22 protein-coding genes and 1 other RNA gene are annotated in these 24942 nt (G+C 65.5%); 16 read left to right on the top strand and 7 right to left on the bottom strand.

Features of this window, described 5'->3' with window-relative positions; genetic code table 11:
* Positions 1-29 precede the first annotated feature (29 nt).
* Positions 30-1241, bottom strand: coding sequence for an efflux RND transporter periplasmic adaptor subunit (locus tag FB598_RS10695; protein ID WP_141914692.1), 1212 nt, complete (start codon positions 1239-1241; stop codon positions 30-32).
* Positions 1242-1251: 10 nt separating this feature from the next.
* Complete coding sequence (locus FB598_RS10700; RefSeq protein WP_255464009.1) at positions 1252-2124, bottom strand: alpha/beta hydrolase fold domain-containing protein; 873 nt, start codon at positions 2122-2124, stop codon at positions 1252-1254.
* A gap of 306 nt (positions 2125-2430) precedes the next feature.
* Between FB598_RS10700 and FB598_RS10705 the strand changes: the two genes are divergently transcribed.
* The 4 genes from FB598_RS10705 (at position 2431) to FB598_RS10720 (ending at position 6212) form a co-directional block, all read left to right on the top strand.
* Positions 2431-3450 carry a LysR family transcriptional regulator gene (locus tag FB598_RS10705; RefSeq protein ID WP_141914690.1) on the top strand — a complete coding sequence of 340 codons (1020 nt, stop codon included), beginning with the start codon at positions 2431-2433 and terminating at the stop codon, positions 3448-3450.
* A gap of 27 nt (positions 3451-3477) precedes the next feature.
* Positions 3478-3774, top strand: coding sequence for a hypothetical protein (locus tag FB598_RS10710; RefSeq protein WP_141914689.1), 297 nt, complete (start codon positions 3478-3480; stop codon positions 3772-3774).
* A 308-nt stretch (positions 3775-4082) separates the two neighbouring features.
* Positions 4083-5087 carry an AraC family transcriptional regulator gene (locus FB598_RS10715; protein WP_141914688.1) on the top strand — a complete coding sequence of 335 codons (1005 nt, stop codon included), beginning with the start codon at positions 4083-4085 and terminating at the stop codon, positions 5085-5087.
* A gap of 117 nt (positions 5088-5204) precedes the next feature.
* Positions 5205-6212 (top strand): aldo/keto reductase, encoded by a 1008-nt coding sequence (locus FB598_RS10720; protein ID WP_141914687.1) that lies wholly within the window; start codon positions 5205-5207, stop codon positions 6210-6212.
* 72 nt (positions 6213-6284) lie between these two features.
* Here FB598_RS10720 and FB598_RS10725 read toward each other — a convergent pair whose 3' ends face one another.
* From FB598_RS10725 to FB598_RS10735, 3 genes are all read right to left on the bottom strand, one after another.
* Entirely contained in the window at positions 6285-6614 is a 330-nt protein-coding gene (locus FB598_RS10725) for a hypothetical protein (RefSeq protein ID WP_141914686.1), read from the bottom strand.
* A 282-nt stretch (positions 6615-6896) separates the two neighbouring features.
* The gene (locus FB598_RS10730) at positions 6897-7649 is read right to left on the bottom strand and encodes an HpcH/HpaI aldolase/citrate lyase family protein (RefSeq protein ID WP_141914685.1); all 753 of its coding nucleotides are present in this window, start codon (positions 7647-7649) and stop codon (positions 6897-6899) included.
* A gap of 182 nt (positions 7650-7831) precedes the next feature.
* Positions 7832-9097, bottom strand: a complete 1266-nt coding sequence (locus FB598_RS10735) for a D-amino acid dehydrogenase (RefSeq protein WP_141914684.1) — start codon at positions 9095-9097, stop codon at positions 7832-7834.
* A gap of 242 nt (positions 9098-9339) precedes the next feature.
* On the opposite strand from FB598_RS10735, the gene rnpB reads away from it, so the two are divergent.
* Positions 9340-9673: RNase P RNA component class A (gene rnpB, locus FB598_RS10740), an RNA gene on the top strand.
* Positions 9674-9789: 116 nt separating this feature from the next.
* Positions 9790-10941 carry an enoyl-CoA hydratase/isomerase family protein gene (locus FB598_RS10745; RefSeq protein WP_141914683.1) on the top strand — a complete coding sequence of 384 codons (1152 nt, stop codon included), beginning with the start codon at positions 9790-9792 and terminating at the stop codon, positions 10939-10941.
* 92 nt (positions 10942-11033) lie between these two features.
* Here the strand turns inward: FB598_RS10745 and FB598_RS10750 are convergent, their stop codons facing one another.
* Both FB598_RS10750 and FB598_RS10755 read right to left on the bottom strand, forming a co-directional pair.
* On the bottom strand, positions 11034-11510 hold the full coding sequence (locus FB598_RS10750; RefSeq protein ID WP_141914682.1) for a nuclear transport factor 2 family protein: 477 nt from the start codon (positions 11508-11510) through the stop codon (positions 11034-11036).
* Positions 11511-11842: 332 nt separating this feature from the next.
* Positions 11843-12127, bottom strand: a complete 285-nt coding sequence (locus tag FB598_RS10755) for an HU family DNA-binding protein (RefSeq protein WP_006465510.1) — start codon at positions 12125-12127, stop codon at positions 11843-11845.
* A 699-nt stretch (positions 12128-12826) separates the two neighbouring features.
* Here FB598_RS10755 and mraZ point away from each other — a divergent pair.
* The 10 genes from mraZ (at position 12827) to murG (ending at position 24936) form a co-directional block, all read left to right on the top strand.
* A complete protein-coding gene (mraZ, locus tag FB598_RS10760) occupies positions 12827-13255 on the top strand; it encodes a division/cell wall cluster transcriptional repressor MraZ (protein WP_141914681.1) in 429 nt (142 codons plus the stop codon).
* An 11-nt stretch (positions 13256-13266) separates the two neighbouring features.
* Positions 13267-14232, top strand: coding sequence for a 16S rRNA (cytosine(1402)-N(4))-methyltransferase RsmH (rsmH, locus tag FB598_RS10765; RefSeq protein ID WP_141914680.1), 966 nt, complete (start codon positions 13267-13269; stop codon positions 14230-14232).
* Positions 14229-14501, top strand: coding sequence for a cell division protein FtsL (ftsL, locus tag FB598_RS10770; RefSeq protein ID WP_141914679.1), 273 nt, complete (start codon positions 14229-14231; stop codon positions 14499-14501). The genes rsmH and ftsL overlap by 4 nt, the downstream gene beginning before the upstream one ends.
* On the top strand, positions 14498-16276 hold the full coding sequence (locus tag FB598_RS10775; RefSeq protein WP_141914678.1) for a penicillin-binding protein 2: 1779 nt from the start codon (positions 14498-14500) through the stop codon (positions 16274-16276). Before ftsL ends, FB598_RS10775 begins: the two co-directional genes overlap by 4 nt.
* Positions 16276-17811 (top strand): UDP-N-acetylmuramoyl-L-alanyl-D-glutamate--2,6-diaminopimelate ligase, encoded by a 1536-nt coding sequence (locus FB598_RS10780; protein ID WP_141914677.1) that lies wholly within the window; start codon positions 16276-16278, stop codon positions 17809-17811. The genes FB598_RS10775 and FB598_RS10780 overlap by 1 nt, the downstream gene beginning before the upstream one ends.
* Positions 17808-19277 (top strand): UDP-N-acetylmuramoyl-tripeptide--D-alanyl-D-alanine ligase, encoded by a 1470-nt coding sequence (murF, locus tag FB598_RS10785; RefSeq protein ID WP_141914676.1) that lies wholly within the window; start codon positions 17808-17810, stop codon positions 19275-19277. The genes FB598_RS10780 and murF overlap by 4 nt, the downstream gene beginning before the upstream one ends.
* Before the next feature lies 1 nt (position 19278).
* The gene (gene mraY / locus FB598_RS10790; RefSeq protein WP_141914675.1) at positions 19279-20448 is read left to right on the top strand and encodes a phospho-N-acetylmuramoyl-pentapeptide-transferase; all 1170 of its coding nucleotides are present in this window, start codon (positions 19279-19281) and stop codon (positions 20446-20448) included.
* An 86-nt stretch (positions 20449-20534) separates the two neighbouring features.
* Positions 20535-22586, top strand: coding sequence for a UDP-N-acetylmuramoyl-L-alanine--D-glutamate ligase (gene murD / locus FB598_RS10795; protein WP_141914674.1), 2052 nt, complete (start codon positions 20535-20537; stop codon positions 22584-22586).
* Positions 22583-23857, top strand: a complete 1275-nt coding sequence (gene ftsW, locus FB598_RS10800; protein ID WP_141914673.1) for a putative lipid II flippase FtsW — start codon at positions 22583-22585, stop codon at positions 23855-23857. The genes murD and ftsW overlap by 4 nt, the downstream gene beginning before the upstream one ends.
* The gene (gene murG / locus FB598_RS10805; protein ID WP_141914672.1) at positions 23854-24936 is read left to right on the top strand and encodes an undecaprenyldiphospho-muramoylpentapeptide beta-N-acetylglucosaminyltransferase; all 1083 of its coding nucleotides are present in this window, start codon (positions 23854-23856) and stop codon (positions 24934-24936) included. The genes ftsW and murG overlap by 4 nt, the downstream gene beginning before the upstream one ends.
* Positions 24937-24942 lie beyond the last annotated feature (6 nt).

Raw genomic sequence — 24942 nt, forward strand, 5'->3', positions numbered from 1 at the left:
AGCGATGGCACGGTTGGTCCGGGTCGGCCTCAGGCCTTGCCGCCGGCCGGCTGGGCCTGCGCGTCGACGGTCTTGGCTTGCGGCTGCATCGGCACCACGGTCGGCGCGATGGCGTCGCCCGGGCGGATGCGCTGCAGGCCGTTGACCACGATGCGCTCGCCGCTCTTGAGGCCGTTCTCCACCACCACCAGGCCATCCAGGCTGGCGCCGACGCGCACCTGGCGGTAGATGGCGTGGTTGTCCTTGTCGGCCACCATGACGAAACGCTTGTCCTGGTCGGTGCCGAGCGCCTTTTCATCGATCAGCACGGCCTCGTGCGGGGCGCCGCCGCCCAGGCGCACGCGGGCGTACAGGCCGGGGATCAGTTGGCCGTCGCCGTTATCGAACACGGCGCGCACGCGGATGGTGCCGGAGGCGGGATCGAGGCGGTTGTCCACCGAGCCGACCTTGCCCTGGCGCGAGTAGCCGTCCTCATTGGCCAGGCCGAGGTAGACCGGCACCGCGGTGCCGGCGGCGCGCGCCGGGTTGACGTACTTGAGGAAGCTTTGCTCATCGACGTCGAACGAGGCGTAGACCTTGGCCACCGAGACCAGCGTGGTCAGCGGCGCGTTGGCCGAACCGGGGTTGACCACGTTGCCGACCGTGACCTCGGCGCGCGAGATGCGGCCGGAGACCGGCGCGGTGATCTGCGTGTATTCCAGGTTCAGGCGGGCGGCGCGCACGGCGGCCTTGGCGGCCTGCACGCTGGCGGCGGCTTCGCGCGCGGCGTTCTGTTTTTCTTCAAAGTCGCGTTTGGCGATGGCGTTGTCGCCCAGCAGGCGCTGGCCGCGCGCCAGATCCGCCGAGGTATAGCCGGCACGCGCCTCGGCGCCGGCCAGCTGCGCTTCGGTACGGGCTACTTCGGCGGCATAGGGGCGCGGGTCGATGGTAAACAGCACATCGCCCTTCTTGACCAGGGCGCCATCCTTGAAGTGCACCTGGGTCAGCGTGCCGCCGACCAAGGGGCGCACCTCGACCCGGTCGACCGCCTCGATGCGGCCGGAGTAGGCCTGCCAGTCGATGATCTGCTTGCTGACCACTTCGGCCACATCGACCGGGGCAGCCGGCGGCGCGGCCGGGGCGGTGCTGGCGTTGGCCGAGATGCCGACGGCGGAAATGGCGCCGCCGACCGTCAGGGCGATGACGGCCAGCACGGTGGCGGTGAGGGCGTAACGGCGGCGTAGTGTAGTAGGAGTGTTCATGTTCTTGTCCTCAGAGAGTGGGAGATGGTTGAAGGTTGAACGGCGTATAGTCGGTGTCATTGCTATCGTCGCGATGCGCGCGGGCAAAGCGGCAGCGCAGGAAATTCACGATTTCCTTGAGCAGCGGGATATGGGTGCGCAGCGCGCCATGCGTGATGCCGCAAAAGCGCGACACCTGCGTATGCACGCCGGCGCGGATCAGGCCGGAGGCGTATTTCTCGGCTTCCGGGCACAGCACGTCGCGCTCGGCGGTGGCGATAAAGGCCGCCGGCAGGCCGGCCAGCCGGCTCACTTCCAGCGGCGCCGCATACGGGTGCAGGCGCTGCATGGTCTGCGGCAGGTACTGGCGATAGGAGGCGGCGCAGCGCTCGACGGTCAGGTCCGACTGCAGCCGCGCGGCGTCGCCCACCAGGCGCATGCTGGGGTCGAGCATCGGGCTGATCAGCACCTGCGCGGCCAGCGGCTTGGCGCAGCGGTCGCGCACCATCAGCGTCAGGCTGACCGCCAGGCTGCCGCCGGCGTCATCGCCGGCTACGACCATGCGGTCGACGTCGGCATTGAGTTCATCGGCATGCTTGCACGCCCATACCGCGGCGGCATAGGCATCTTCCGGCGCGGCCGGGAACGGCTTGGCCGGCGCCAGCGAATAACCCACCGACAGCACCACGCTGTCGCTGTAGCGGGCGATGAAGCTGGCCGGCGCATCGGCGTCGTCGAGCGAACCGCTGACGAAGCCGCCGCCGTGGAAGTACATCACCAGCGGCAATGGGGGGCGCTGGCCGGCGCCAGCTTTCTGTACCGGCTGGTACAGGCGCACCGGAATGCGCCCGAGCGGACCGGGAACGAAAAAATTGCGGATATCGAGGGAATGCGAGCCGTCCATGATGTGCGCCTGGGCCGAAGCCCTTTGTCGGAGAGTGAGGCGGATTGTGCGCCACAGCACGGTCTCAAATAAACTCATATAATCCAACAACACTGTTCGCCAAGTTCGAACAATCGTGGGGTCGATATTCGTCATAATTCGGCCCAGGATGAGGCTGGCGGCCAGGTCGAGCTGCTTGCCAAGCGGGTGTGAAAGCCGCTTCCAGCCTTGGGAGGCGACTGCCGCCTTATCTGTTTTCTGGTGAATTTTCTGGTTTTTGAGTCGGTTTCCGCGGCGATTTGGCTGCATGACCGAAAGGAGAGAGCAATGGACCGTTTCCAGGCCATGCAGGTGTTTACCGCCGTGGTGGATGCCAACAGTTTCACGCGAGCAGCCGATAACCTGAACCTGCCGCGCACCACCGTCACCACCATCATCCAGGGCTTGGAAAGCCTGCTGCAGGTGCGCCTGCTGAACCGCACCACGCGCCGCATCAGCCTCACGCCCGACGGCGCCGCTTACTACGAGCGCTGCGTGCGCATCCTGGGCGATGTCGAGGAAACCGAACAATCCTTCCGCAACGTCACGCGCGGGCCGCAGGGCCGGTTGCGCATCGACGTGCCGGCCTCGGTCGGCCGCCTGTTGCTGCTGCCCAACCTGTGCGACTTCTATACCAAGTACCCGGATATCGAACTGGTCATGGGCATGGGCGACCGCCCGGTGGACATGGTGCAGGAGGCGGTCGACTGCGTCATCCGCATCGGCGAGCTGCAGGATTCGTCGATGGTGGCGCGCCGTATCGGCACCTTCCAGACCGTGACCTGCGCCGCGCCGGACTACCTCGAACGCCACGGCGTGCCGCACACCCTCGAGGATTTGCAGCAGCACAAGTCGGTGCACTACTTCTCCAGCCGCACCGGCCGCACCATCGACTGGGATTTCGTGGTCGACGGCGTCACGCGCGAGGTCAAGATGGACGGCAAGCTGTCCGTCAATGACGGCGACGCCTATGTCGCTTGCGCGCTGCAGGGCTTCGGCATGGTGCAGGCGCCGCTGTACATGGTGATGCCGCACATCGAGGAAGGCCGCTTGGTCGAGGTGCTGTCGCAATGGAAGCCCGCGCCGCTGCCGATCTCGGTGGTCTACCTGCACAACCGCCATCTCTCGCCCAAGGTGCGTGCCTTCGTCGACTGGGTCGCCGAGCTGTTCTCCACCTGCCCGCTGCATCGCGCCTGCACCATGGGCATGGAAAAGGTCGAGGGCGAATGCCGCTTCGTCAGCAAGGACGAGGCGACCACCGTGCGCAACGTGGTCGCGCAGCACAACATCGCCGAAAGCGTGTTCTGACGCACGCGCGCACGCCAGCGGCGTGCGGTGGATCTCGCTGGGGCTGGGATTGTTCATCGCTGGCCTTTCTTTGTTTTTCTGTCCTGCGGGTTGCTCGCGCCGGCACTGTTCCCGCAGGCTGCGCGAGGCGGTCTGCATGGATCGGAAAGCGTCATCCCCGCCGGCGCGATGTCGGTGAGGATTCTGGAAAACGGGGTTGGTGAAGAAGCGGCGCGCTGGTCTGCGCCGGGTTTGCGGGTGCTGCTGGCGGCCTTGGGGCCGGGCTATCGCGTGGCTGCGGCGCTCGCCTCGGTGGCGGGCCGGCACGGTCTGCATCGTGAATAAAGGTGTTCTTGGCTTGGGGAGGATTATGCTGGATCGCAGCAAATCTTTCGTGCCGAAAGCTGCCGATTTCCTGCCCGATTCTACAAAGTCAGCGATGATTGGGCAGTTTTGCGGAAAAACCGCATAATGAGCCTGCTCATGTCCCCTGTATCAAATAAAGGCTTGGGCAAGCATGTTTTCCCTTGCCGCAGATCGCGAGCATACCTAATCCTGCTGATTTTTTGCCTATTCCTGCAATCTGTGTGGCGGAGAATCAGGCAAATCGGCGAATTGCGCTAAGCTGGTTCCCATCTGATACCGGAGCCGCCATGGACCTGAATGAACACGCCGTTTTCGAACCCGCCGCCGGCGCGGCGGGGGCGGAGCATGCCGCTGCGCCGGCGCAGCCGGACGATGGCGCGCGCTTCGATGCCATGCGGCACGAACTGCTGCAACTGATCGGGCGCTACACCGAAGGTATCGAAGGCACCCTGGAAACCGCCATCGAGGGCCTGGGCGTGCACCGCATCACCTGTCCGACCGGCCCTAAGCATGCGGTGCAAAAGCCGGTGTTCGCGGTCATCGCGCAGGGCTCCAAGCGTGTGCTTATCGGTGACGAGGTCTATGAATACGACCCTATGCATTACCTGGTGGCCTCGGTCGACCTGCCGGTGGTGGGCAAGGTGATGATCGCCAGTCCCGACGCGCCTTATCTCGGCCTGCGGCTGGAGCTGGATACGCGCGAGATCGGCGCCCTGATCGGCGATGAGGACCTGCCCCAGGCCGTGGTTGCCGATACCGCCGCGCGCGGCATGTACGTCAACCGCCTCGACGCCGCGCTGCTGGACGCGGTGCTGCGCTTGCTGCGCCTGCATGAGACGCCGCGCGACATTCCCATCCTGGCGCCGATGATACGGCGCGAGATCCTGTACCGCCTGCTGATGAACGGCCAGGGCGCGCTGCTGCGCCAGACCGTGCTGCAGGACAGCCAGATGAACCGCATCGCCAAGGCCATCCGCCTGATGAGGGATGGCTACGCGCAGCCGTTGCGGGTGGAAGACATCGCGCGCGACGTGCACATGAGCGTGTCTTCGTTGCACCACCACTTCAAGCTGGTGACGGCGATGAGCCCGCTGCAATACCAGAAGAACCTGCGGCTGCAGGAGGCGCGCAGGCTGATCCTGACCGCCGACATGAGCGTGGCGCTGGCCGCGCATACGGTGGGTTACGAGAGTTCCTCGCAGTTCAGCCGCGAATACAGCCGCCTGTTCGGCGCGCCGCCGCTGCGCGACAAGCGCCGCTGGCAGGAAGAGGAAGCGGCGGTTTCCCCGTAGTCCCCGGCCCGGCGCCTGCAGGCTCGGCGGCGCGGCGCTAGAATCCCTCCATGCGCCGGCACGGCGTCTGTGTCGTGCCGGCGTTCCTTATTCTCATTCCACCTGATTGGAGACAGCATGCAATATCGGCGACTCGGCAAGAGCAACCTCAAAGTCTCGGCGCTGTGCCTGGGATCGATGATGTTCGGCGACCAGACCGACATCGAAGAATCCGGCCGCATCGTCGCCTCGGCGCGCGAGCACGGCGTCAACTTCATCGACACAGCCGACGTCTACACCAAGGGCCGTTCGGAAGAGCTCGTCGGCCAGCTGCTCAAGGGCCAGCGCCAGCACTGGGTGCTGGCCAGCAAGCTGGGCAACCCGATGAGCGACGCGCCCAACGAGTCGCATTATTCGCGCAGCTGGATCGTGCGCGAGACCGACAACATCCTGCGCCGGCTCGATACCGATTACCTCGACATCCTCTACATGCACCGCGACTACCAGGATGAGAACCTGGAAGAGGCGGTGCAGTCGCTGGGCGACCTGATCCGCGCCGGCAAGATCCGCGGTTTCGGCGTGTCCAACTTCCGCGGCTGGCGCATCGCCGAGATCGTGCGCCTGTGCGAGAAGCATAATGTGCCGCAGCCGCTGGTGTGCCAGCCTTACTACAACCTGCTGAACCGCCAGCCGGAAGTGGAAATCCTGCCGGCCTGCGCCAACTACGGCCTGGGCGTGGTGCCTTACAGCCCGATCGCGCGCGGCGTGTTGACCGGCAAGTATGCGCCGGGGCAGCAGCCGCCCGAAGGCACGCGCGCCGGGCGCGGCGACAAGCGCATCCTGGAGACCGAGTTCCGCGAAGAGTCGCTGCTCATCGCGCAGAAGCTGCAGCAGCATTGCGCGGCGCGCGGCGTCAAGCTGGGACAGTTCGCCACCGCCTGGGTGCTGGCCAATGCGGCGGTCAGCAGCGTCATCGCCGGACCGCGCACGCTGGCGCAGATGGAAGATTATTACGATGCGGTCGAGCTGAAGATCAGCGCCGAGGAAGAAGCGCTGGTGGACAGCCTGGTGACGCCGGGCCATGCTTCCACGCATGGCTACAACGATCCCAACTATCCGTTCTTCGGGCGTCTGATGCGGGGATGAGGGGCAGGGACGGTCGTGCAAAAAGCCGCTGCAAGCAGCGGCTTTTTTGCGCGTGTTTGAGGCAGGCCGGCTTCAGGTCATGCGTTGCCTGATGGTGCGCCCCCGCTTTTTGGGTAACTCTGCCTGCACGTCGTCGCCCTCCGGGCGTTCGACGCTGCACAGGTGCAGCAGCATGAAATGGCTTTGCAGCGCCGCGTCGCGTTGCGGGCTGCAGGAGGCGGCGGCAGCAGCCGATGGCGCGGCCTCATCGGCAGCGGTTGCCGGCGTGACGAGTGCGGCTGGCGCCATGCCGTCGATGCTCTGTTTCCCGATAGGGGCCGTGTCGCCGGCGCCGGCCAGTCGCAGGCACAGCGCGGCGAGCATGATGCAGGCCGCCGCCAGCCAGGTGAAGTCCCTGTTCATGGCGCGCGCGATGCATGCGGCGCGTTGCCGCCAGGCGGCGATTGAGGATGGGTCGGAATGAAATGGCGATGTCGGCATGGTGGCTCCCCTGGCGGGAACGGATGCGCATCATCCATCCCCCGTTTCCGGAAAATTATCCGGCGGCGGGGGTGGGGTTCCTATAGGACGATTCTCAAATTAACTTTGCGCGGGGATCGTCATCCGGGGGATGGCGCCTTTCATCGTTTCAAGGACTTGCTTGCGGGCATTGTTCATGCCGATGTCGAAGAATTTTTGCCGGGTTCAGCGCAGCGCCGCGATCCGGCGGGCGGCTTCCGCCTTGAGCTGCTGGATGTCGGTGCCCGGGACCACCAGATCCATGCCCAGGGCCTTCATGCGCTGGGCCATGTCCATGGTGCCGGCGAAGATTCCCACATACTTGCCCAGTCGCTTGGCCAGCGCCACCAGCGAGCCGATGGCGTCGTTGAGTTGCGGCGCGTCGTAGGCGTCGGGCGCCAGGCCCATCTCGATGTTGAGGTCGGCCGGGCCGATGAAGATGCCGTCCAGGTCGGGCACGCGCAGGATCGCTTCGGCGTTGGCGAAGCCCTGGTTGGTCTCGATCATGGCCAGCGTGAGGATGGTGCGGTTGGCATGCGTGAAGTAGTCGCTGCCGCCGTACATGAAGCCGCGCGCCGGGCCGTAGCTGCGGCCGCCGCGCGGCGAGTAGTGGCAGGCGCGCACGAAGCGTTCGGCGTCTTCGGCGGTGTTGATCAGCGGGCAGATCACGCCGTAGGCGCCGGCGTCGAGCAGTTTGTTGATCTCGCCCAGGCCGTTTTCGGAGCAGCGCACCAGCGGCACGGCATCGGTGGTGGAGATCGCCTGCAGCATCGGCACCGCCGATTCGACCGAGAACAGGCCATGCTGCAGGTCCACCGTCACGGCATCGTAGCCGCTGTTGGCGACCACTTCGGCCAGCAGCGAATTGCCCATCGATACCCAGCCGCTCAAGGCCATGGTCTTTTGCGCGAACAGGGTGCGCAGCCGGTTTTCCCGCATGTTCAGTCTCCGTTGGTATGTTGTTCGTCAGCCGCCTTGATGGCATGGCCTTATGTTAACAGGCCCTGGATGCAACGGCGGTTCCGCGCCGAGCGCGGATGCCAGCGAAAATGGCGCGCCGCCAGCAGCGGTGCGCCATTGCGGGCCACGGTGAAAGCTTCTCAGGCGGGCGTGAAACTTCTTCAGCCTGCGAAGCGGAACGGCGCGGGGTCGATCGCCGGCTTGCGTCCGGCGATCTGGTCGGCCAGCAGTGCGGCGCTGCCGCAGGCCAGCGTCCAGCCCAGCGCGCCCTGGCCGATGTTGAGATAGAGGTTCTTGACCGGCGAGGGGCCGACCACCGGCACGCCGCTGGGGGTGGCGGGCCGGAAGCCGGTCCATGGCGACAGCGCGGCGTCTTCGCCCAGTGCGCAGGCCGGGAACAGTTCGCGCACGCCTTGCTTGAGTTCGTCGATGGCGCGCTGGGGGATGGAACGCTCCATGCCCACCAGCTCGACCCGGCCGGCCACGCGCAGGCGGTCGCCCAGGCGCGCGTAGACGATCTTGCGCGAGATGTCGGTGATCGAGACCTGGGGCGCGGCGTCGCGGCTGGCAGCATCCTGCAGCGGCACGGTGATGCTGTAGCCCTTGAGCGGGTAGAGCGGCAGCGACAGGCCGACGCGGCGCGCGAAGGCCGGGCTTTCGGGGCCGAAGCACAGCACGAAGCTGTCGGCCTCGATCCATTCGTCGCCGGCCTGCACCGCGCGCAGGGCGCCGCCGTCGGTGCGCACGTTGGCGACGTTGGCGTTGCCGATGAAGCGGAAGTTGGCGTCGGCCTGCATCGAGGCCACCAGGGCGCGGCAAAACTGCGGGCAGTCGCCGCTTTCTTCGCTGGGGGTGTAGACGCCGCCGGCCCAGTCGCGCGCGGAGTTGCCCAGCGCCGGCTCGATGGCGATGCAGCGCGCCGCGTCCAGCACTTCCTGGTGGCAGCCGAATTCCGACTGGAACCGGACCTGTTTGCGGGCGCTGTCCAGGCCGGCATGGTCGGTGTACATCACCAGCTTGCCGGAGGTCTGGTAGTCGAATTGCAGGTCCAGTTGCGCATTCCATTGCTTGAGCTGGTCGCGGCTGAAGAAGGCCAGTTGCAGCAGTTCGATGGTGGTGCGACGCACGCGCTCGGCGTTGCAGCAGCGCAGGAACTCGAACAGCCAGCGGTACTGGGCCGGATCGAGCGTGGGTTTGAAGGTCAGCGGGGAGTCGCTGCTGAACATGTAGTAGGCCCACTTGGACCAGACCGAGGGATCGGCCAGCGGCGCCACGTAGGAGTAGCTCAGTTGCGCGCCGTTGCCCAGGCTGGTGCCGTCGCCGGGATGTGCGCGGCCGTCGACCAGGGTGACCTGATGGCCGTCTTGCAGCAGGCGGTAGGCGGTGGTGACGCCGATTACGCCGGCGCCCAATACGCAGATATGCATGGTGTTGTTGATTGTTCGGAGTTGGTTGCGGATATCCCTGGCGGGAGGAGTGCGTCTGCCGCTACCCGGCATCATAGAGGGCAACTATACGAAGATTCGATGACAGTGTCATATGCATAATCGGCATGATCGCCGGCGCGCATGCCGCGGCGGCCGCACAGGCCGGTCTTGTGCGCGCGTGCAAAACGGTTTTGCGGGCGGCGCCCGCGGCGCCGGGCCCGTGCTGCGTTACAATAGCGGCCGATGCAGACCAGACAGCCGCTGGCCGCGTCCGCAAGGGCGCGGCGGGAGGAAGGTCCGGACTCCACAGAGCAGGGTGACGGTTAACGGCCGTCCGCCGAAAGCCGGCGCAAGCCGGTATAAGGCGAGGAACAGGGCCACAGAGACGAGCGTATTAAGTTACGGTGAAACGCGGTAACCTCCACTCGGAGCAATTTCAAATAGGCACGCGGTGATGCGGCTCGCGGAGCGTGCGGGTAGAAAGCTTGAGCGCCGGAGCAATCCGGCGCCTAGAGGAATGGCTGTCATAGCGGGCAACCGCCGTAACAGAATCCGGCCTACCGGTCTGCTTCATTGATTTCCGGATCCCTTCCGGCGCCACGTCGGAAGGGGTTGCAACGGCAGCTCCCAATAACAACACTGCGGCCCGTGAAGAGACTGCGGGTTCCGCGCGAGACACGTCAGGATCCCTCATGACCCAACCGGTTTTGTTTGAAGAACTGGCCACGCAGAACGGCCGCCGCATCGGCGTAGCCACGCTGGCTTCCGAAAAGACCCTGCACGCCATTTCGCTGGAGATGGTGAACCTGCTCACGCCGCAGCTGCGCCAATGGCAGGCCGACCCCGGGGTGGCGCTGGTGATCCTGCAGGCGCAGGGCGAAAAGGCCTTCTGCGCCGGCGGCGACTTGCAGCAGCTGTACCGCACCATGCGCGAGCACCATGCCTCGCCCGAGCGCGGCGACATCCGCGGCAACCGCTATGCCGCCGAATTCTTCGAGCATGAATATCGCCTGGATTACCTGATCCACACGTTCGACAAGCCCATCCTGTGCTGGGGCCACGGTATCGTCATGGGCGGCGGCATCGGCCTCATGGCCGGCTGCAGCCATCGGGTGGCGACCGAGAAGTCGCGCCTGGCGATGCCGGAGATCACCATCGGCCTGTATCCGGACGTGGGCGGCAGCTGGTTCCTGTCGCGCATGCCGGGCAAGACCGGCGTGTTCCTGGCGCTGACCGGCGCCTTGCTCAATGCCAGCGACGCGGTGTTCGCCGGCCTGGCCGATTACCGTATCGCGCAAGCCGGCAAGCAGTCCGTGTTCGATGCGCTGCTGGCGCAGCCGTGGGGCAGCGGCGACGACGCCGAGCTGCTGGACCGCACGCTGGCCGAGGCGCAGGCCGCCTCGTTGGGCGATGAGGCCATCGCCTTCGCGCCGTCCAACCTGCGCAGCCATTTCGACCGGATCGAAGCGCTGTGCCGCAAGCCGACGCTGCCCGAGATCGTCTATGCCATCCTGGCGATCCAGACCGACGACGCCTGGCTGCAAAAGGCCATCGCCACCCTGCGCGCCGGCGCGCCCGGTTCGGCCTGGCTGGGGTATGCGCTGCAAAAGCGGGTACGCCACCTGTCGCTGGCCGAGGTATTCCGGCTGGAGTTCGTGGTTTCGCTGCATTGCGCGACGCGGCCGGATTTTGTCGAAGGCGTGCGCGCGCTGATCATCGAGAAGGACCAGAAGCCGGCATGGCAACCGGCCACGCTGGCCGAGGCGACGCCGGCCTGGGTCGAGGGTTTCTTCGACGATCCGTGGAGCAAGGAGACGCATCCGCTGGCCGACCTTGGCGCCTGAGCCGTTCGGGCGGAGAGCGTCGAAAGAAGAACGCCGTTGCGCCGGGTCCGGTGCAACGGCGTTTTTGCTTTGGAAAGGCGGCGCCGCCGCCCTCAGAGACCCAGCTCGGACAGGCCGGGATGGCCGGCCGGGCGCGGGGCGGAGCGATCCCAGTGGAACTTGCGCTCGGCGGCGGCGATCGGCAGGTCGTTGATCGAGGCGTGGCGGATGCGCATCAGGCCGTTCTCGTCGAATTCCCAGTTCTCGTTGCCATAGGAACGGAACCAGTTGCCCGAGTCGTCATGCCATTCGTAGGCGAAGCGTACGGCGATGCGGTTGCCTTCATGGGCCCAGACTTCCTTGATCAGCCGGTATTGCTGTTCACGCGTCCATTTCTTCGTGAGGAAGGCGATGATCTCGGCCCGTCCGTTGACGAAGTCGGCGCGGTTGCGCCAGCGGCTGTCTTCGGTGTAGGCCAGCGACACCCGTTGCGGGTCGCAGGAATTCCAGGCGTCTTCGGCCGCACGCGCTTTCTGGATGGCGGTGTCGCGCGTGAAGGGAGGTAGAGGGCGTTGCGCGGGTGTGGTCATGGCAGAACTTCCTGTGGAGTGTCCGGCGGCGCCGGCATGGCTTGCCTGGATTGGCGGTGCGAATCGATTGTAGGGACGATGGCGGGACAAAGGCAACCGCAAGATCGGTCTTTTGCCGGATGGATGCGCTGTGCTTGGCGCGCGGGACGGCGGCTGTGCTTTCCTTGTTGTGCAACGGCTTGTGGCGCGGATGGTGCGCTACAGGCGTACAGGTCGGTGACGCGCGGGGCTTCGGTGTGGCGGGAGGGGTAGTGCGGAGGAGGTGCGGCGGGGGTGTCGCAGCATGCCATTTGAATGCCATGAACCAGGTTCATGGCATTCAAATTCGGGAATTATTTCTTCTTCTTGTTCACGGCTTCTTTGAAAGCCTTGCCAGCCGAGAACTTGACCGTGGTCGCTGCGGCGATCTTGATCTCTTCGCCGGTTTGCGGGTTACGGCCGGTACGCGCTGCGCGCTTGCCAGTCGAGAAAGAACCAAAACCAACCAATTGCACTGTATCGCCCTTGGTAACGGCCTTGATGATGTTCTCGATGACGGAGTCCAGCGCGCGCTGGGCAGCAGCCTTGGAGATTTCGGTGTCGGCGGCGATAACGTCAACCAATTCAGATTTGTTCACTTTAAAATTCCTTTCACTGTTAAGGTGCCGAGATTTTAGCACTGTAATACGGCGAATCAGCAAGCCCTATCTGCGTTTGAGCCGATTTGACTTGCGCGGATCGCCCTCGATTGAAAAATATCGATGCATTCAAACCGCTTTGTAAAAAACTGTCTTCGCTCGATATCTCCAAAACCGTGGATAGTAAAAGTAGCGCAGCGCTTTAGTCAAAATAAAAAATGGTGCTGATGGAATTTCGAGAACTAAAGCGCCCGCACAAAATCAATTCCGATTTTTCCATTGCTCGCAAAATCCATCCCGGCATCCGTTCGCCGAAGCGGTGCGTTCCGGGTTGCTCCAATCCGCTGCCGGCGGCCCGGTCATCGCGCGCAAATCCGCGTCGTTACGCAATCTTGTCGATAAACACATGTGTATATCTCAGGTTGCACATTCAATGTAAATCCTAAGTCCTTCATTTTTCTCGGGAAACTTCCTTAAACGGTGTTTTAAGGAAGTGCGCTAAGTCTTTGACTTTATTAGCAAAATCCCGGTTTTTTCCCTGGTATACCGCTTGACCTGTATTAGTGCATCCTCTAAAGTGGGCGGCAGTGTCAAAAAGTGTTTTTTTGTGGGAGATTTTGCGAATTTATTTGCATTCGACTCCTGTCTCAAAACACCCGATCAGCTATTTCACTCGCCGCGGCGAACAGGACCAACACAGTGTTTCAGGGCGCGTCAGCACTCAATCTCGATGCCAAAGGACGGATGACCATTCCGGCCAGGCATCGTGACGCCCTGATGGTGCAGTGCGAAGGGCGCGCCACGCTGACCCGCCATCCGCACGGCTGCCTGCTGTTTTTCCCGCGTCCGACCTGGGAAGCGCATCGCGAACAGATCGCCGCCTGGCCGATGTCGGCCCGCGCCTGGCAGCGCATCTTCCTGGGCAATGCTTCCGACGTCGAGCTCGACACCGCCGGCCGCATCCTGGTCGCGCCGGAGTTGCGCGCCGCGGTCGGCCTGCAGCGCGACGTGATGCTGCTGGGCATGGGCAGCCATTTTGAAATCTGGGATGCCGCCAAGCTGGCCGAGAGCGAATCGGCCGCGGTCGCAGCGGGCATGCCCGATGTGTTGAACGATTTTTCCTTCTGACGGCAGGCACGATGACATTGCAACCGGTGCCCGAGCTGCAGCACCGCACCGTGCTGTTGGAAGAAGCGGTCGATGCGCTGGCGATCGCCGGCGAACGCGCCGACGGCGTGTATCTGGACGGCACGTTCGGGCGCGGCGGCCACAGCCGCGCCATCCTGGCCAGGCTGGGCGCGCGCGGCAGGCTGATCGCATTTGACAAGGACCCGTTGGCCATCGCCACGGCGCAGCAGATTGCCGATCCGCGGTTCGAGATCGTGCACGACAGTTTCGCCACGCTGGACGAGGCGCTTGCCGCACGCGGCATCGCGCAGGTCGACGGGGTATTGATGGATTTGGGCATTTCGTCGCCGCAGGTGGATGACGCCGCGCGCGGCTTCAGTTTTCGCTTGGATGGCCCGCTGGACATGCGCATGGATACCACGCGCGGCGTGTCGGCAGCGGATTGGCTGGCAACGGCGGACGAACAGACGATTGCAAAGGTGATACGAGATTATGGGGAAGAACGGTTTGCTCTTCAGATTGCAAAGAAGATTGTTGCTCGCCGGGCAGTCGAGCCAATTTCAAGCACACGACAGCTTGCCGCGCTCGTGGCACAAGCCGTCAAAACCCGCGAGAAAGGCAAAGACCCGGCCACTCGTACCTTTCAGGCTGTACGGATTTTCGTCAATCAAGAGCTTGAAGAACTCGAAATAGGGCTGGAAAAGGCGTTTCGGCAGATGGCGCAGCACGGGAGATTGGTTGTGATCAGCTTTCACTCGCTGGAAGATCGCATCGTCAAGCAGTTCATGGCATCCAAAGCCCATGCGCCGCAGCCTGACCGCCGCCTGCCGATCCGCGCGGCCGACCTGCCGCGCCCGGCGGCGCGCCTGTTGGGGCGCGTCAAGCCGGGCGATGCCGAAGTGACGGCCAATCCGCGCGCCCGTTCGGCCGTGATGCGCAGCATCGAGCGCCTTGAAGCCGCAGGAGCCCAGCCATGACCGGGCGCCTGTGCATTCTCCTGACCGTCATGCTGGTGGGGTGCGCCCTGTCGGTGGTCAGCTCCCAATACAAGGCGCGCAGCCTGTTCATCGAGCTGGAACGCGCGCAAACGGCGTCGCGCCAGCTCGATGTCGATTGGGCGCAGTTGCAGTTGGACCAGTCCACGCTGGGCAAGAATGCCCGCATTGAAGAGCTGGCCCGGCGCGACCTCGGCATGGTGCCGCTGACGCCGGCCCGTACCCAATACCTCACCGTGGGGGGCAAATGACCCGCATGCCCCCGCGCACCACGCTCTCCGGCGGCCGTGTGGCCGCCTCCAAGGGGGTGGCGTTTTCTTCCAATCCGATCCTGCAGGTGAAGCTGCCGGCCTGGCGGTCGCGCTTCGTGCTGTTCGTGCTGTTTGTCGCCTTCGCGGCGCTGGCGGCGCGCGCGCTGTGGCTGCAGGGCGTATCGACCGATTTCCTGCAAAAGCAGGGCGCGTCGCGCTACGCGCGCACGCTGGAGTTGCCGGCCACGCGCGGCAAGATCACCGACCGCAACGGCCAGGTGCTGGCCTCGTCGGTGCCGGTCAAGGCGATCTGGGCCATTCCCGAAGACGTGCAGGCCGCGCCCAAGGACAAGCTGCGCGAACTGGCCAGGCTGCTGGAGATGAGCGACGCCGACCTGCGCAAGAAGCTCGATTCCGACCGCAGCTTCGTCTACCTCAAGCGCCAGGTGGAGCAGGACACGTCCGACAAGATCGTCAAGCTCGGCATTCCCGGCATCGAGACCCGCAAGGAATACAAGCGCTTCTACCCCGAGGGCGAGGTGATGGCGCACGTGGTGGGCTTCACCAACATCGAAGACGCCGGCCAGGACGGCATGGAGCTGGCCGCCCAGAAGACGCTGGCCGGCGTGACCGGCAGCCGCCGCGTCATCAAGGACCGCCTGGGCCGCATCGTGGAGGATATCGAGTCCATCCGCGATCCGCACGACGGCCGCGACCTGACCTTGTCCATCGACAGCAAGATCCAGTACATCGCCTTCACCCAACTGAAGGAAGCGGTCGACAAGTTCAAGGCCAAGGCCGGCGGCATCATCGTGGTCGATGCCAAGACCGGAGAAGTGCTGGCATTGGCCAACATGCCGACCTACAATCCAAATGACCGCTCGGTGCTGACCGGCGCGCAGTTGCGCAACCGCGTCGTCACCGACACCTTCGAGCCGGGCTCGACCCTCAAGCCGTTCACCGTGGCGCTGGCGCTCGATACCAAGCGCGTCACGCCCTCCACGGTGTTCCAGACCGCGCCCGGTAAGATGACCATCGGCACTGCGACCATCGGCGACTCGCATGCCCACGGTCCGCTGACGGTGGCGCAGATCATCGAGAAATCGTCCAACATCGGCACCGCCAAGATCGCGCTGCAAATGCCGCCGGAAGAGATGTGGGAAATGTTCACCACGGTCGGTTTCGGCCAGCAGCCTAAGTTCGGCTTCCCCGGTGCGGTAGCCGGCCGCGTGCGTCCCTATAAATCCTGGCGTCCGATCGAACAGGCCACGATGAGCTACGGCCACGGCATTTCGGTGTCGCTGATCCAGCTGGCCCACGCCTACCTGATCTTCGCCCGCAACGGCGACATCATCCCGCTGTCGTTTACCAAGGTGAACGATTCGCCGATCGGCCAGCGCGTGATCTCCGAAAACACCGCGCTGCAGATGCGCCGCATGCTGGAAACCGTGGTCGCCCCCGGCGGCACGGCGCCGCAGGCCCAGGTGCCGGGCTATCGCGTGGGCGGCAAGACCGGCACCGCCTACAAGATCGAAGGCGGCAAGTACGTGCGCAAGTACGTGGCCTCGTTCACCGGCATTGCGCCCATGTCCGATCCGCGCCTGATTATCTCGGTGATGATCGACGAACCTCAGGGCCAGCACTACGGCGGCCCGGTGGCAGGCCCGGTGTTCGCCAACGTGGCCGCCAATGCGCTGCGCGCGCTCAATGTGGCGCCGGACTCCAGCGTGACCAACATCATCATCCCCAAAGAACCGCTTGAGGAGAGCATGTAATGGCCCCGCAAGCGCCCGACATCAAGAACATCGTCAACTGGCTGCGCTCGGACGCGGCCATTGCCGCCGATGCGCAACTGACCGCGGACTCGCGCCGGGTGGCGCCGGGCGACGTGTTCTTCGCCTACGTGGGCGATGCCGACGGCCGCTCTTATATAGAGGATGCGGTCGAGCGCGGCGCCGCTGCCGTGGTCTATGAAGCGGCCGGCTTCGCCTGGCCGCAGCATCTCGGCGTGCCGGGCCTGGCGGTCGACGATCTCAAGGCATTGGCCGGCGACATCGCCGCCGACTGGTACGGCCATCCGGACCAGGACATGTTCATCGCGGCCGTCACCGGCACCAACGGCAAGACTTCCTGCGCCTGGTGGCTGGGCTCTGCCTTGTCGCGCCTGCCCGGCGCGGGCCTGGCGGGCGTGGTCGGCACCCTGGGCGTGGGCACCTTCCTCGGCGGCCGCGCCCAGGCGTTCGATGTCACCGGCTACACCACGCCGGACGCGGTGCTGTTGCAGCGTAATCTGGCGATCCTGGCCAAGGCCAAGGTCGGCGCCCTGGCCATCGAAGCCTCCTCGATCGGCCTGGCGCAGGGCCGCATGAACGGCATGCACGTGGATGTGGCGCTGTTTACCAATTTCACCCGCGACCATCTCGACTACCACGGCGACATGGCGTCCTATGAAGCCGCCAAGCGCAAGCTGTTCGAATGGGATGGGCTCAGGCATGCGGTGGTCAACCTCGACGATCCGATGGGCGTGCGCCTGGTGCCACTGGTGCAGGCGCGCCAGGTTGCGCTGATCGGCTATGCGCTGGAAGACAGCATTCACGGACCGGTCGCGGGGGTTCCTGTGCTGCGCGCCAGCGGCATCCGCAGCAGCCATGCCGGCACCGTGTTCCAGGTCGATTCGCCATTCGGCAGCGGCCAGGTCAAGACCCAACTGGTGGGGCGATTCAATGTCAGCAATGTGCTGGGCATCATGGGCGTGTTGCTGGCCAAGGGCCTGGCCTGGGATGCCGCAGTCGCGGCCGCCGGCGCCCTGAGCGCCGCTCCCGGGCGCATGCAGCAGTTCGGCGGGCCGGATGTGCCGCTGATCGTGATCGACTACGCACACACGCCCGACGCGCTCGACAAGACCCTGGCCACGTTGCGCCAGGTGGCGATCCAGCGCGGCGGCCAGCTGTGGTGCGTGTTCGGCTGCGGCGGCGACCGCGATCCGGGCAAGCGCCCGCAGATGGGCCAGATATCCGAGCAGGCCGACCATGTGGTGCTGACCAGCGACAACCCGCGCAGCGAGGATCCCAAGGCCATCATCGACCAGATTCGCGCCGGCATCAGCCGTATCGAGCCGGTGATCCTGGAAGACCGCGCCGGCGCCATCCTGTGGGCGATCCGCCATGCCACCAAGGCCGACGTGGTGCTGCTGGCCGGCAAGGGCCATGAGACCTACCAGGAAATCGCCGGCAAGAAGCTGCCCTTCCTCGATGCCGACCATGTCGCGCTGGCGCTGGCTGCGCGCTCGACCATGATGGGGGGCGCATGATGCGGTTCGCATTCAATCAGATGCTGGAGTGGATCCGCGCCGCCGAGGCGGCCGCTTCCGCGCACCATGTGCCGGCAGTGGCCAATGCCCCGGCCGGCGCGCTGGAACTCAACGACGTGGTCACCGACAGCCGCGCGGTCAAGCCCGGCAACGTGTTCGTCGCGCTGCGCGGCGAGCGTTTCGACGCCCATGATTTCCTCGATGCCGTGGTCGCGCAAGGCGCCGCCGCCGTGGTGGTCGAGCGCGTGCCGCCGGGTTTGTCGGTGCCGGCCATCGTGGTTCCGGATACGCGCGCGGCGCTGGGCCAGATCGCCCACGGCTGGCGTTCCTTGTATAAGGTGCCGGTGATCGGCGTGACCGGCAGCAACGGCAAGACCACGGTCAAGGAAATGATCGCCTCCATCCTGGCCGCCGCCTTTGGCGAGGACGGCTACCTGGCTACGCGCGGCAACTTCAACAACGAGGTCGGCGTGCCGCTGACGCTGTTCCGCCTGGCGCCGCCGCATCGCGCGGCCGTCATCGAGATGGGGATGAACCATCCGGGCGAGATCGCCGTCTTGTCGCGCATCGCGCAACCGACGCTGGGCCTGGTCAACAACGCCCAGCGCGAGCACCAGGAATTCATGGCCACGGTCGAGGCCGTGGCGCGCGAGAACGGCGCGGTGATCCGCCATTTGCCGGCCGACGGCGTGGCGGTGTTCCCGGCCGACGACGATTTCACGCCGCTGTGGCGCGAAGAAGCCGGCGCCCGTCGCGTGCTGACCTTCGGCTTGAGCCAGACCGCCGATGTCGGCGCCGTCTACCAACCCAGCGCCTTCGGCAGCACGCTGCAGGTGACGGTCAAGGACATCGCGGCGGCGCCGGCGCACTTCAAGGTGGAGCTGGCCGCGGTCGGCGAACACAATGTGCGCAACGCGCTGGCGGCGGCGGCTTGCGCGCTGGGTGCGGGCATCCCGGTGGATGCCGTGGCGCGCGGGCTGGAAAGCTTCGCTCCCGTCAACGGGCGCCTGCAGCGCAAGACTGCCAAAAGCGGCGCGCTGGTGATCGACGACACCTACAACGCCAATCCGGATTCGGTGCGCGCCGCCATCGATGTGCTGGCCGGCATCGACGGGCCGCGCGTGCTGGTGCTGGGCGACATGGGCGAGGTCGGCGACCAGGGGCCGCAATTCCACCGCGAGATCGGCGCCTATGCGAAGAGCCGCGGCATCGCCCGCCTGTTCGGCCTGGGCGAACTGATGCGCCACGCGGTGCAGGCATATCAGGAGACACCGGGCGAAGCGACGGCGCAGGCCGTGCACTACGCTGACATCGATGCGCTCAATACTGCGGTCGATCAAGCCGCGCTGCAAGGACTGGGCGCGAGCATTTTGGTAAAAGGTTCACGCTTCATGAAGATGGAGCGAGTTGTACAGCATCTGGTCAACGTTGAATCCGTCACGCAACATCAACAGGAGGCCCATTAGCATGCTGGTCTGGCTCGCTCAGAATTTTCAACAGGATTTCGGCTTCTTGCGCCTGTTCAGTTTCATTACTTTCCGCGCGGTGTTCGCTACGCTGACGGCCTTGCTGATCGGCATGATCGCCGGTCCGGCGGTGATCCGCATGTTGACGCGCATGAAGGTCGGCCAGGCGGTGCGCACCGATGGCCCGCAGACCCACCTGATCAAGTCCGGCACCCCGACCATGGGCGGCGTGCTGATCCTGATCGGCATCGGCGTCTCGACCCTGTTGTGGGCCGACCTGTCCAACCGTTTCGTCTGGATCGTGCTGATCGTCACGCTTGGCTTCGGCGCCATCGGCTGGGTCGACGACTACCGCAAGGTGGTGTACCGCGACCCGCAAGGCATGCGCTCGCGCGAAAAGTATTTCTGGCAATCGCTGATCGGCCTGGTGGCGGCGTTCTACCTGGCGTTCTCGGTGTCCGAAGTGAGCAACATGAAGGTGCTCGAACTGTTCGTGGCCTGGGTGCAGTCCGGCTTCAGCCTGGACCTGCCGCCCAAGGCCGACCTGATTGTGCCGTTCTTCAAGAGCGTGAGCTATCCGCTGGGCGTGTGGGGCTTCATCGCGCTGACCTATTTCGTCATCGTCGGCACCAGCAACGCGGTCAACCTGACCGACGGCCTGGATGGCCTGGCCATCATGCCGACCGTGCTGGTGGGCGCCGCGCTGGGCTTGTTCGCCTACCTGACCGGCAGCGCCAACTACGCCAAATACCTGTTCATCCCGCACATCCCCGGCGCCGGCGAATTGCTGATCTTCTGCGGCGCCATGGGCGGCGCCGGCCTGGCCTTCCTCTGGTACAACGCTTACCCGGCGCAGGTGTTCATGGGCGACGTCGGCGCGCTGGCGCTGGGCGGCGCGCTGGGCACCATTGCCGTGATCGTGCGCCAGGAGATCGTGCTGTTCATCATGGGCGGCATCTTCGTGGTGGAAACGCTGTCGGTGATGATCCAGGTGGCCTATTTCAAGTACACCAAGAAACGTTTCGGCGCCGGCCGCCGCGTGTTGCTGATGGCGCCGTTGCACCATCACTACGAACAGAAGGGCTGGAAGGAAACCCAGGTGGTGGTGCGGTTCTGGATCATCACCATGATGCTGGTGCTGGTGGGCCTGTCGACGCTGAAGCTGCGTTGAGTGGAGTGAAGATGGGGCGCACGGCGCCCTTGGCGGTTCAATGAAGTGATCGATGAGATCGAAGTGAAAGAAGTGGGCAGCAAACGATGAATTACTCGGGCAAACACGTACTGGTGCTCGGACTCGGCGAGTCCGGCCTGGCCATGGCGCGGTGGCTGGTCTACTGCGGCGCCGGCGTGCGCGTGGCCGATACGCGCGGGGAGGCGGCATTGGCCGAACGCCTGGCCGCCCTGCGCGCCGACGCGCCCGATGCCCAAGCCGTGCTGGGCCGCCCGTTGTCGCCCGAACTGCTGGACGGCGTGGATTTCGTCGCCGTCAGCCCCGGCCTGGCGCCGAACGGCGAACTGGCGCCGCTGATGCCGGCCATCGCCGAGCGCGGCCTGCCGTTGTGGGGCGAGATCGAATTGTTCGCCCAGGCGCTGGCCGCCTTGCGCGAAGAAACACTGTATAAGCCCAAGGTGCTGGCCATCACCGGCACCAACGGTAAGACCACCGTGACCAGCCTGACCGGCATGCTGTGCCAGCGCGCCGGCCTGTCGGTGCGGGTGGCGGGCAATATCAGCCCGGCCGCGCTGGACGTGCTGCGCGAAGCGGTGATCAAGGACAAGGTATTCCTGGCCGAACTGGCTGAGCAGGATGCCATCGCCGCCGCCGAAGCGGCACGGCAGGCCGAGTTGGCCGAGGTGGCTGCTCAGGAAGAGGCAGAGGCTGCCGAAGCTGCCCGGCGCAAGCAGGCCGAGGCGCGCATCGAAGACGCTGCGGCCAGCTCGGCCCCGGCTCCGGCTCCGGCTTCAGAAGCAACTCCGGAAGCAGCGTCGCCGGCCGCCAACGATGCGCAAATGGACATGGACATGCTGCCGCAGGATGGGCAGTCGGATGCGCCTGAACCGGCTGCCGCACAAGCGCTGCACGAAGAACAGGATACGCCCGCCACCGAAATCGGCGCGGGCGTCGAGCACCTGTCGTCGGAAGCCGCCAATGCCGGACAATCCGCAGACGCCGGCTGGCAAACAGATGCCGGCGGCAATGCGGCCGAGGCGATGAACCTGGACGATTTCATGGCGGTGTCGCGCACGGCCGAAGAGCATGCGCTGGCCGAAGTGCCGCCGCCTCCGCCGCCGGAACCGACCTACCGCGGCTCGATGCCGCAGGCCTGGGTGCTGGAGCTGTCTAGCTTCCAGCTGCATACCACGCACAGCCTGCAGGCCGATGCCGCCACCGTGCTCAACCTCACGCAAGACCATCTCGACTGGCACGGCAGCATGCAGGCCTATGCCGCCGACAAGGCGCGCATCTTCGGTGCGCACACCGTGCGCGTGCTCAACCGCGACGATGCGCTGGTGATGCAGATGGCCGATGCCGGCGCGCCGGTTTCTTCATTTGGGCTGGATGAGCCGTCCGCGCCGGACAGCTTCGGGCTGATCAACGACAACGGCATGCTGTGGCTGGCCAATGCCTTCGTGCATGAGGACGACGAGCAGCCGGAAGGCAAGCGCCGCCGCAAGCAAAAGGAACTGGCGCCGCCGCCGGTGACGCTCAAGCGCCTGATGCCGGCCGACGCGCTCAAGATCCGCGGCGCGCACAATGCGATGAACGCGCTGGCCGCGCTGGCCCTGTGCCGCGCCGTCGATTTGCCGATGGCTCCGCTGTTGCATGGCTTGCGCGACTACACGGGCGAACCGCATCGGGTGGAACTGGTGGCGGTGGTGCAGGAGGTCGAGTATTACGACGACAGCAAGGGCACCAACGTTGGCGCCACGGTGGCGGCCTTGAACGGGCTGGGCCTGGGCGGCCGCCCCAACCGCATCCTGCTGATCGCCGGCGGCGACGGCAAGGGCCAGGATTTCTCGCCGCTGGCGCTGCCGGTGGAGAAATACGGCCGCGCGGTGTTCCTGATCGGGCGCGACGGCCCGGCCGTGCGCGCGGCGCTGGCCGACACCGGCGTCGAATTGATCGATTGCGCGACCCTGGAAGAGGCTGTGCAAAAGGCGGGCGATATGGCGCGCGCGGGCGAGATCGTCCTGCTCTCGCCGGCCTGCGCCAGCCTGGATATGTTCCGCAACTACGCGCACCGGGCCGAAGTCTTCGTGGACTCGGTGCGTGAACTGGCGCTGTCGCGCGGCGAGGTGATCGCATGAAGCTCGGACTGTCGTCACTGCGTGGATTGCTGGGCAGCGTGAAGGAAGCTGCGCCGGCTGCCGCCGGCCGCCTCAAGGGCGGCGCGGGCGGCATCGGCGTACGTGGCGGCAGTGTCGGCTTCGAGCAGCGCTCGCGCATGATGGAGTACGACCAGCCGCTGATCTGGGTAGTGCTGCTGCTGATGCTGTTCGGCATGGTGATGGTGTATTCGGCCTCGGTGGCGCTGCCCGATTCGCCCAAGTACGCCGCCTATTCGAATTACCACTTCCTGGTGCGCCAGGCGATCTTCATCGTGATCTCGCTGGTGGCCGGCGCGCTGGCGTTCCGCGTGCGCATCGAGACCTGGCAGAAATGGGCGCCGTACCTGTTCGCCGGCACCCTGATCCTGCTGGTGCTGGTGCTGGTTCCGGGCGTGGGCAAGGGCGTCAACGGCGCCAAGCGCTGGTTGTCGTTCAAGGTGTTCAACTTGCAGCCATCCGAACTGATGAAGTTGTTCATCGTGCTGTATGCGGCCGATTACACGGTGCGCAAGCAGGCGGTGATGCACAAGCTGGTCAAGGGTTTCGTGCCGATGGCCGCCGCCGTCGGTTTCGTCGGCCTGCTGCTGCTGCTGGAGCCCGACCTGGGCGCCTTCGGCGTGATCGTCTGCATCGCCATGGGCATCCTGTTTTTGGGCGGCATCAACGGCGTTTGGTTCGGCGGCATCAGCGCCATGCTGGGCGGCGTGTTTACCCTGGTGATCGTGACTTCGCCGTGGCGGCGCGAGCGCATCTTCGCCTACCTCAATCCGTGGGAAGAAGAAAACGCGCTGGGCAAGGCTTACCAGCTGTCGCATTCGCTGATCGCCTTCGGCCGCGGCGAGCTGTTTGGCGTGGGCCTGGGCAGCAGCGTGGAGAAACTGCATTACCTGCCGGAAGCGCATACCGACTTCCTGCTGGCGGTGATCGGCGAGGAACTCGGTTTCGCCGGCGTGCTGGTGGTGGTGCTGCTGTTCTACTGGCTGGTCAAGCATGCCTTCGAGATCGGCCGCCAGGCCATCGCGCTGGACCTGACGTTCGCCGGCCTGGTGGCCAAGGGCATCGGCATCTGGCTGGGCGTGCAGGCTTTCATCAACATGGGCGTGAACCTGGGCCTGTTGCCGACCAAGGGCCTGACATTGCCGCTGATGAGTTACGGCGGTTCGGGCGTGCTGCTGAACTGCGTGGGCCTGGCGATCCTGTTGCGCATCGATTACGAGAACCGGGTGCTGATGCGGGGAGGGCGCTTATGAGCACACCCCGCAGACTGCTGATCATGGCGGCCGGCACCGGCGGCCATATCTTCCCGGGACTGGCGATCGCCGACACCATGCGCGCGCGCGGCTGGCAGGTGAGCTGGCTGGGCACCTCGCACGGCATGGAGCGCGACCTGGTGCCGCGCCACGGCGTCGAGATGGACACCATCGTGTTCGCCGGCCTGCGCGGCAAGGGGCTGATGCATACGGTCAAGGGCGCGTGGCGCATGGCGGCCAGCTTCTTCAGCTGCTTCGCCATCCTCGGCCGCCGCCGTCCGGACGTGGTGCTGGGCATGGGCGGTTATGTGACGGTGCCGGGCGGCGCCATGGCGCGCCTGCGCGGCAAGCCGCTGGTGCTGGTCAATGCCGATGCGGCGCTGCTGCTGTCGAACAAGACGCTTACGCCCCTGGCCGACCGCGTGCTGTTTGGCTTCCCGGCCGACTTCGGCCGCGCCGCCGGCAAGGCCGAGGTCACCGGCAACCCGGTGCGCAAGGAAATCATCGCGCTGCCGCGGCCGGCCGAGCGTTACGCCAGCCACAGCGGCCCGCTGAAGATCCTGGTGGTGGGCGGCAGCCTGGGCGCCAAGGTGTTGAACGACAACGTGCCGGCTGCGCTGGCCAAGTTGCCGCCGGAGCAGCGTCCGCAGGTCACGCACCAGTCGGGCAAGCAGCATATCGCCGCTTTGCGTGCCGCGTATGAGCAGGCCGGGGTGCGGGCCGAAGTGGTCGACTTCATCGACGACATGCCGCGCCGCTATGCCGAGGCCGACCTGGTGATCTGCCGCGCCGGCGCCATCACGGTGTCGGAACTGACGGCGGCCGGCGTGGCGAGCGTGCTGGTGCCGCTGGCGGTGTCGACCACCTCGCACCAGATCGACAACGCCAAATGGATGGCGCAGAACCGCGCGGCGATTCACCTGCCGCAACGCGAACTCACGGCCGACGCGCTGGCGGGTTTGCTGCAGAAACTGGACCGCGCTGCATGCCATGAAATGGCGCAGGCGGCGTACGAACAAGGCCGGCGCGACGCCAACGAGGCGATCGCGCGCGTGCTGGAAGGGCTGGTAACACCATGAAGCATC

The organism is Herbaspirillum sp. SJZ106, from assembly GCF_006715495.1.
Classification (GTDB): domain Bacteria; phylum Pseudomonadota; class Gammaproteobacteria; order Burkholderiales; family Burkholderiaceae_D; genus Herbaspirillum.

Excerpts from the sequence above, each read along its gene's own strand:
- FB598_RS10695 (WP_141914692.1), bottom strand. The coding sequence starts at position 1,241 with ATGAACACTCCTACTACACTACGCCGCCGTTACGCCCTCACCGCCACC.
- FB598_RS10700 (WP_255464009.1), bottom strand. The coding sequence starts at position 2,124 with ATGGACGGCTCGCATTCCCTCGATATCCGCAATTTTTTCGTTCCCGGT.
- FB598_RS10705 (WP_141914690.1), top strand. The coding sequence starts at position 2,431 with ATGGACCGTTTCCAGGCCATGCAGGTGTTTACCGCCGTGGTGGATGCC.
- FB598_RS10715 (WP_141914688.1), top strand. The coding sequence starts at position 4,083 with ATGGACCTGAATGAACACGCCGTTTTCGAACCCGCCGCCGGCGCGGCG.
- FB598_RS10720 (WP_141914687.1), top strand. The coding sequence starts at position 5,205 with ATGCAATATCGGCGACTCGGCAAGAGCAACCTCAAAGTCTCGGCGCTG.
- FB598_RS10725 (WP_141914686.1), bottom strand. The coding sequence starts at position 6,614 with ATGAACAGGGACTTCACCTGGCTGGCGGCGGCCTGCATCATGCTCGCC.
- FB598_RS10730 (WP_141914685.1), bottom strand. The coding sequence starts at position 7,649 with ATGCGGGAAAACCGGCTGCGCACCCTGTTCGCGCAAAAGACCATGGCC.
- FB598_RS10735 (WP_141914684.1), bottom strand. The coding sequence starts at position 9,097 with ATGCATATCTGCGTATTGGGCGCCGGCGTAATCGGCGTCACCACCGCC.
- FB598_RS10745 (WP_141914683.1), top strand. The coding sequence starts at position 9,790 with ATGACCCAACCGGTTTTGTTTGAAGAACTGGCCACGCAGAACGGCCGC.
- FB598_RS10750 (WP_141914682.1), bottom strand. The coding sequence starts at position 11,510 with ATGACCACACCCGCGCAACGCCCTCTACCTCCCTTCACGCGCGACACC.
- rsmH (WP_141914680.1), top strand. The coding sequence starts at position 13,267 with ATGACATTGCAACCGGTGCCCGAGCTGCAGCACCGCACCGTGCTGTTG.
- ftsL (WP_141914679.1), top strand. The coding sequence starts at position 14,229 with ATGACCGGGCGCCTGTGCATTCTCCTGACCGTCATGCTGGTGGGGTGC.
- FB598_RS10775 (WP_141914678.1), top strand. The coding sequence starts at position 14,498 with ATGACCCGCATGCCCCCGCGCACCACGCTCTCCGGCGGCCGTGTGGCC.
- FB598_RS10780 (WP_141914677.1), top strand. The coding sequence starts at position 16,276 with ATGGCCCCGCAAGCGCCCGACATCAAGAACATCGTCAACTGGCTGCGC.
- murF (WP_141914676.1), top strand. The coding sequence starts at position 17,808 with ATGATGCGGTTCGCATTCAATCAGATGCTGGAGTGGATCCGCGCCGCC.
- mraY (WP_141914675.1), top strand. The coding sequence starts at position 19,279 with ATGCTGGTCTGGCTCGCTCAGAATTTTCAACAGGATTTCGGCTTCTTG.
- murD (WP_141914674.1), top strand. The coding sequence starts at position 20,535 with ATGAATTACTCGGGCAAACACGTACTGGTGCTCGGACTCGGCGAGTCC.
- ftsW (WP_141914673.1), top strand. The coding sequence starts at position 22,583 with ATGAAGCTCGGACTGTCGTCACTGCGTGGATTGCTGGGCAGCGTGAAG.
- murG (WP_141914672.1), top strand. The coding sequence starts at position 23,854 with ATGAGCACACCCCGCAGACTGCTGATCATGGCGGCCGGCACCGGCGGC.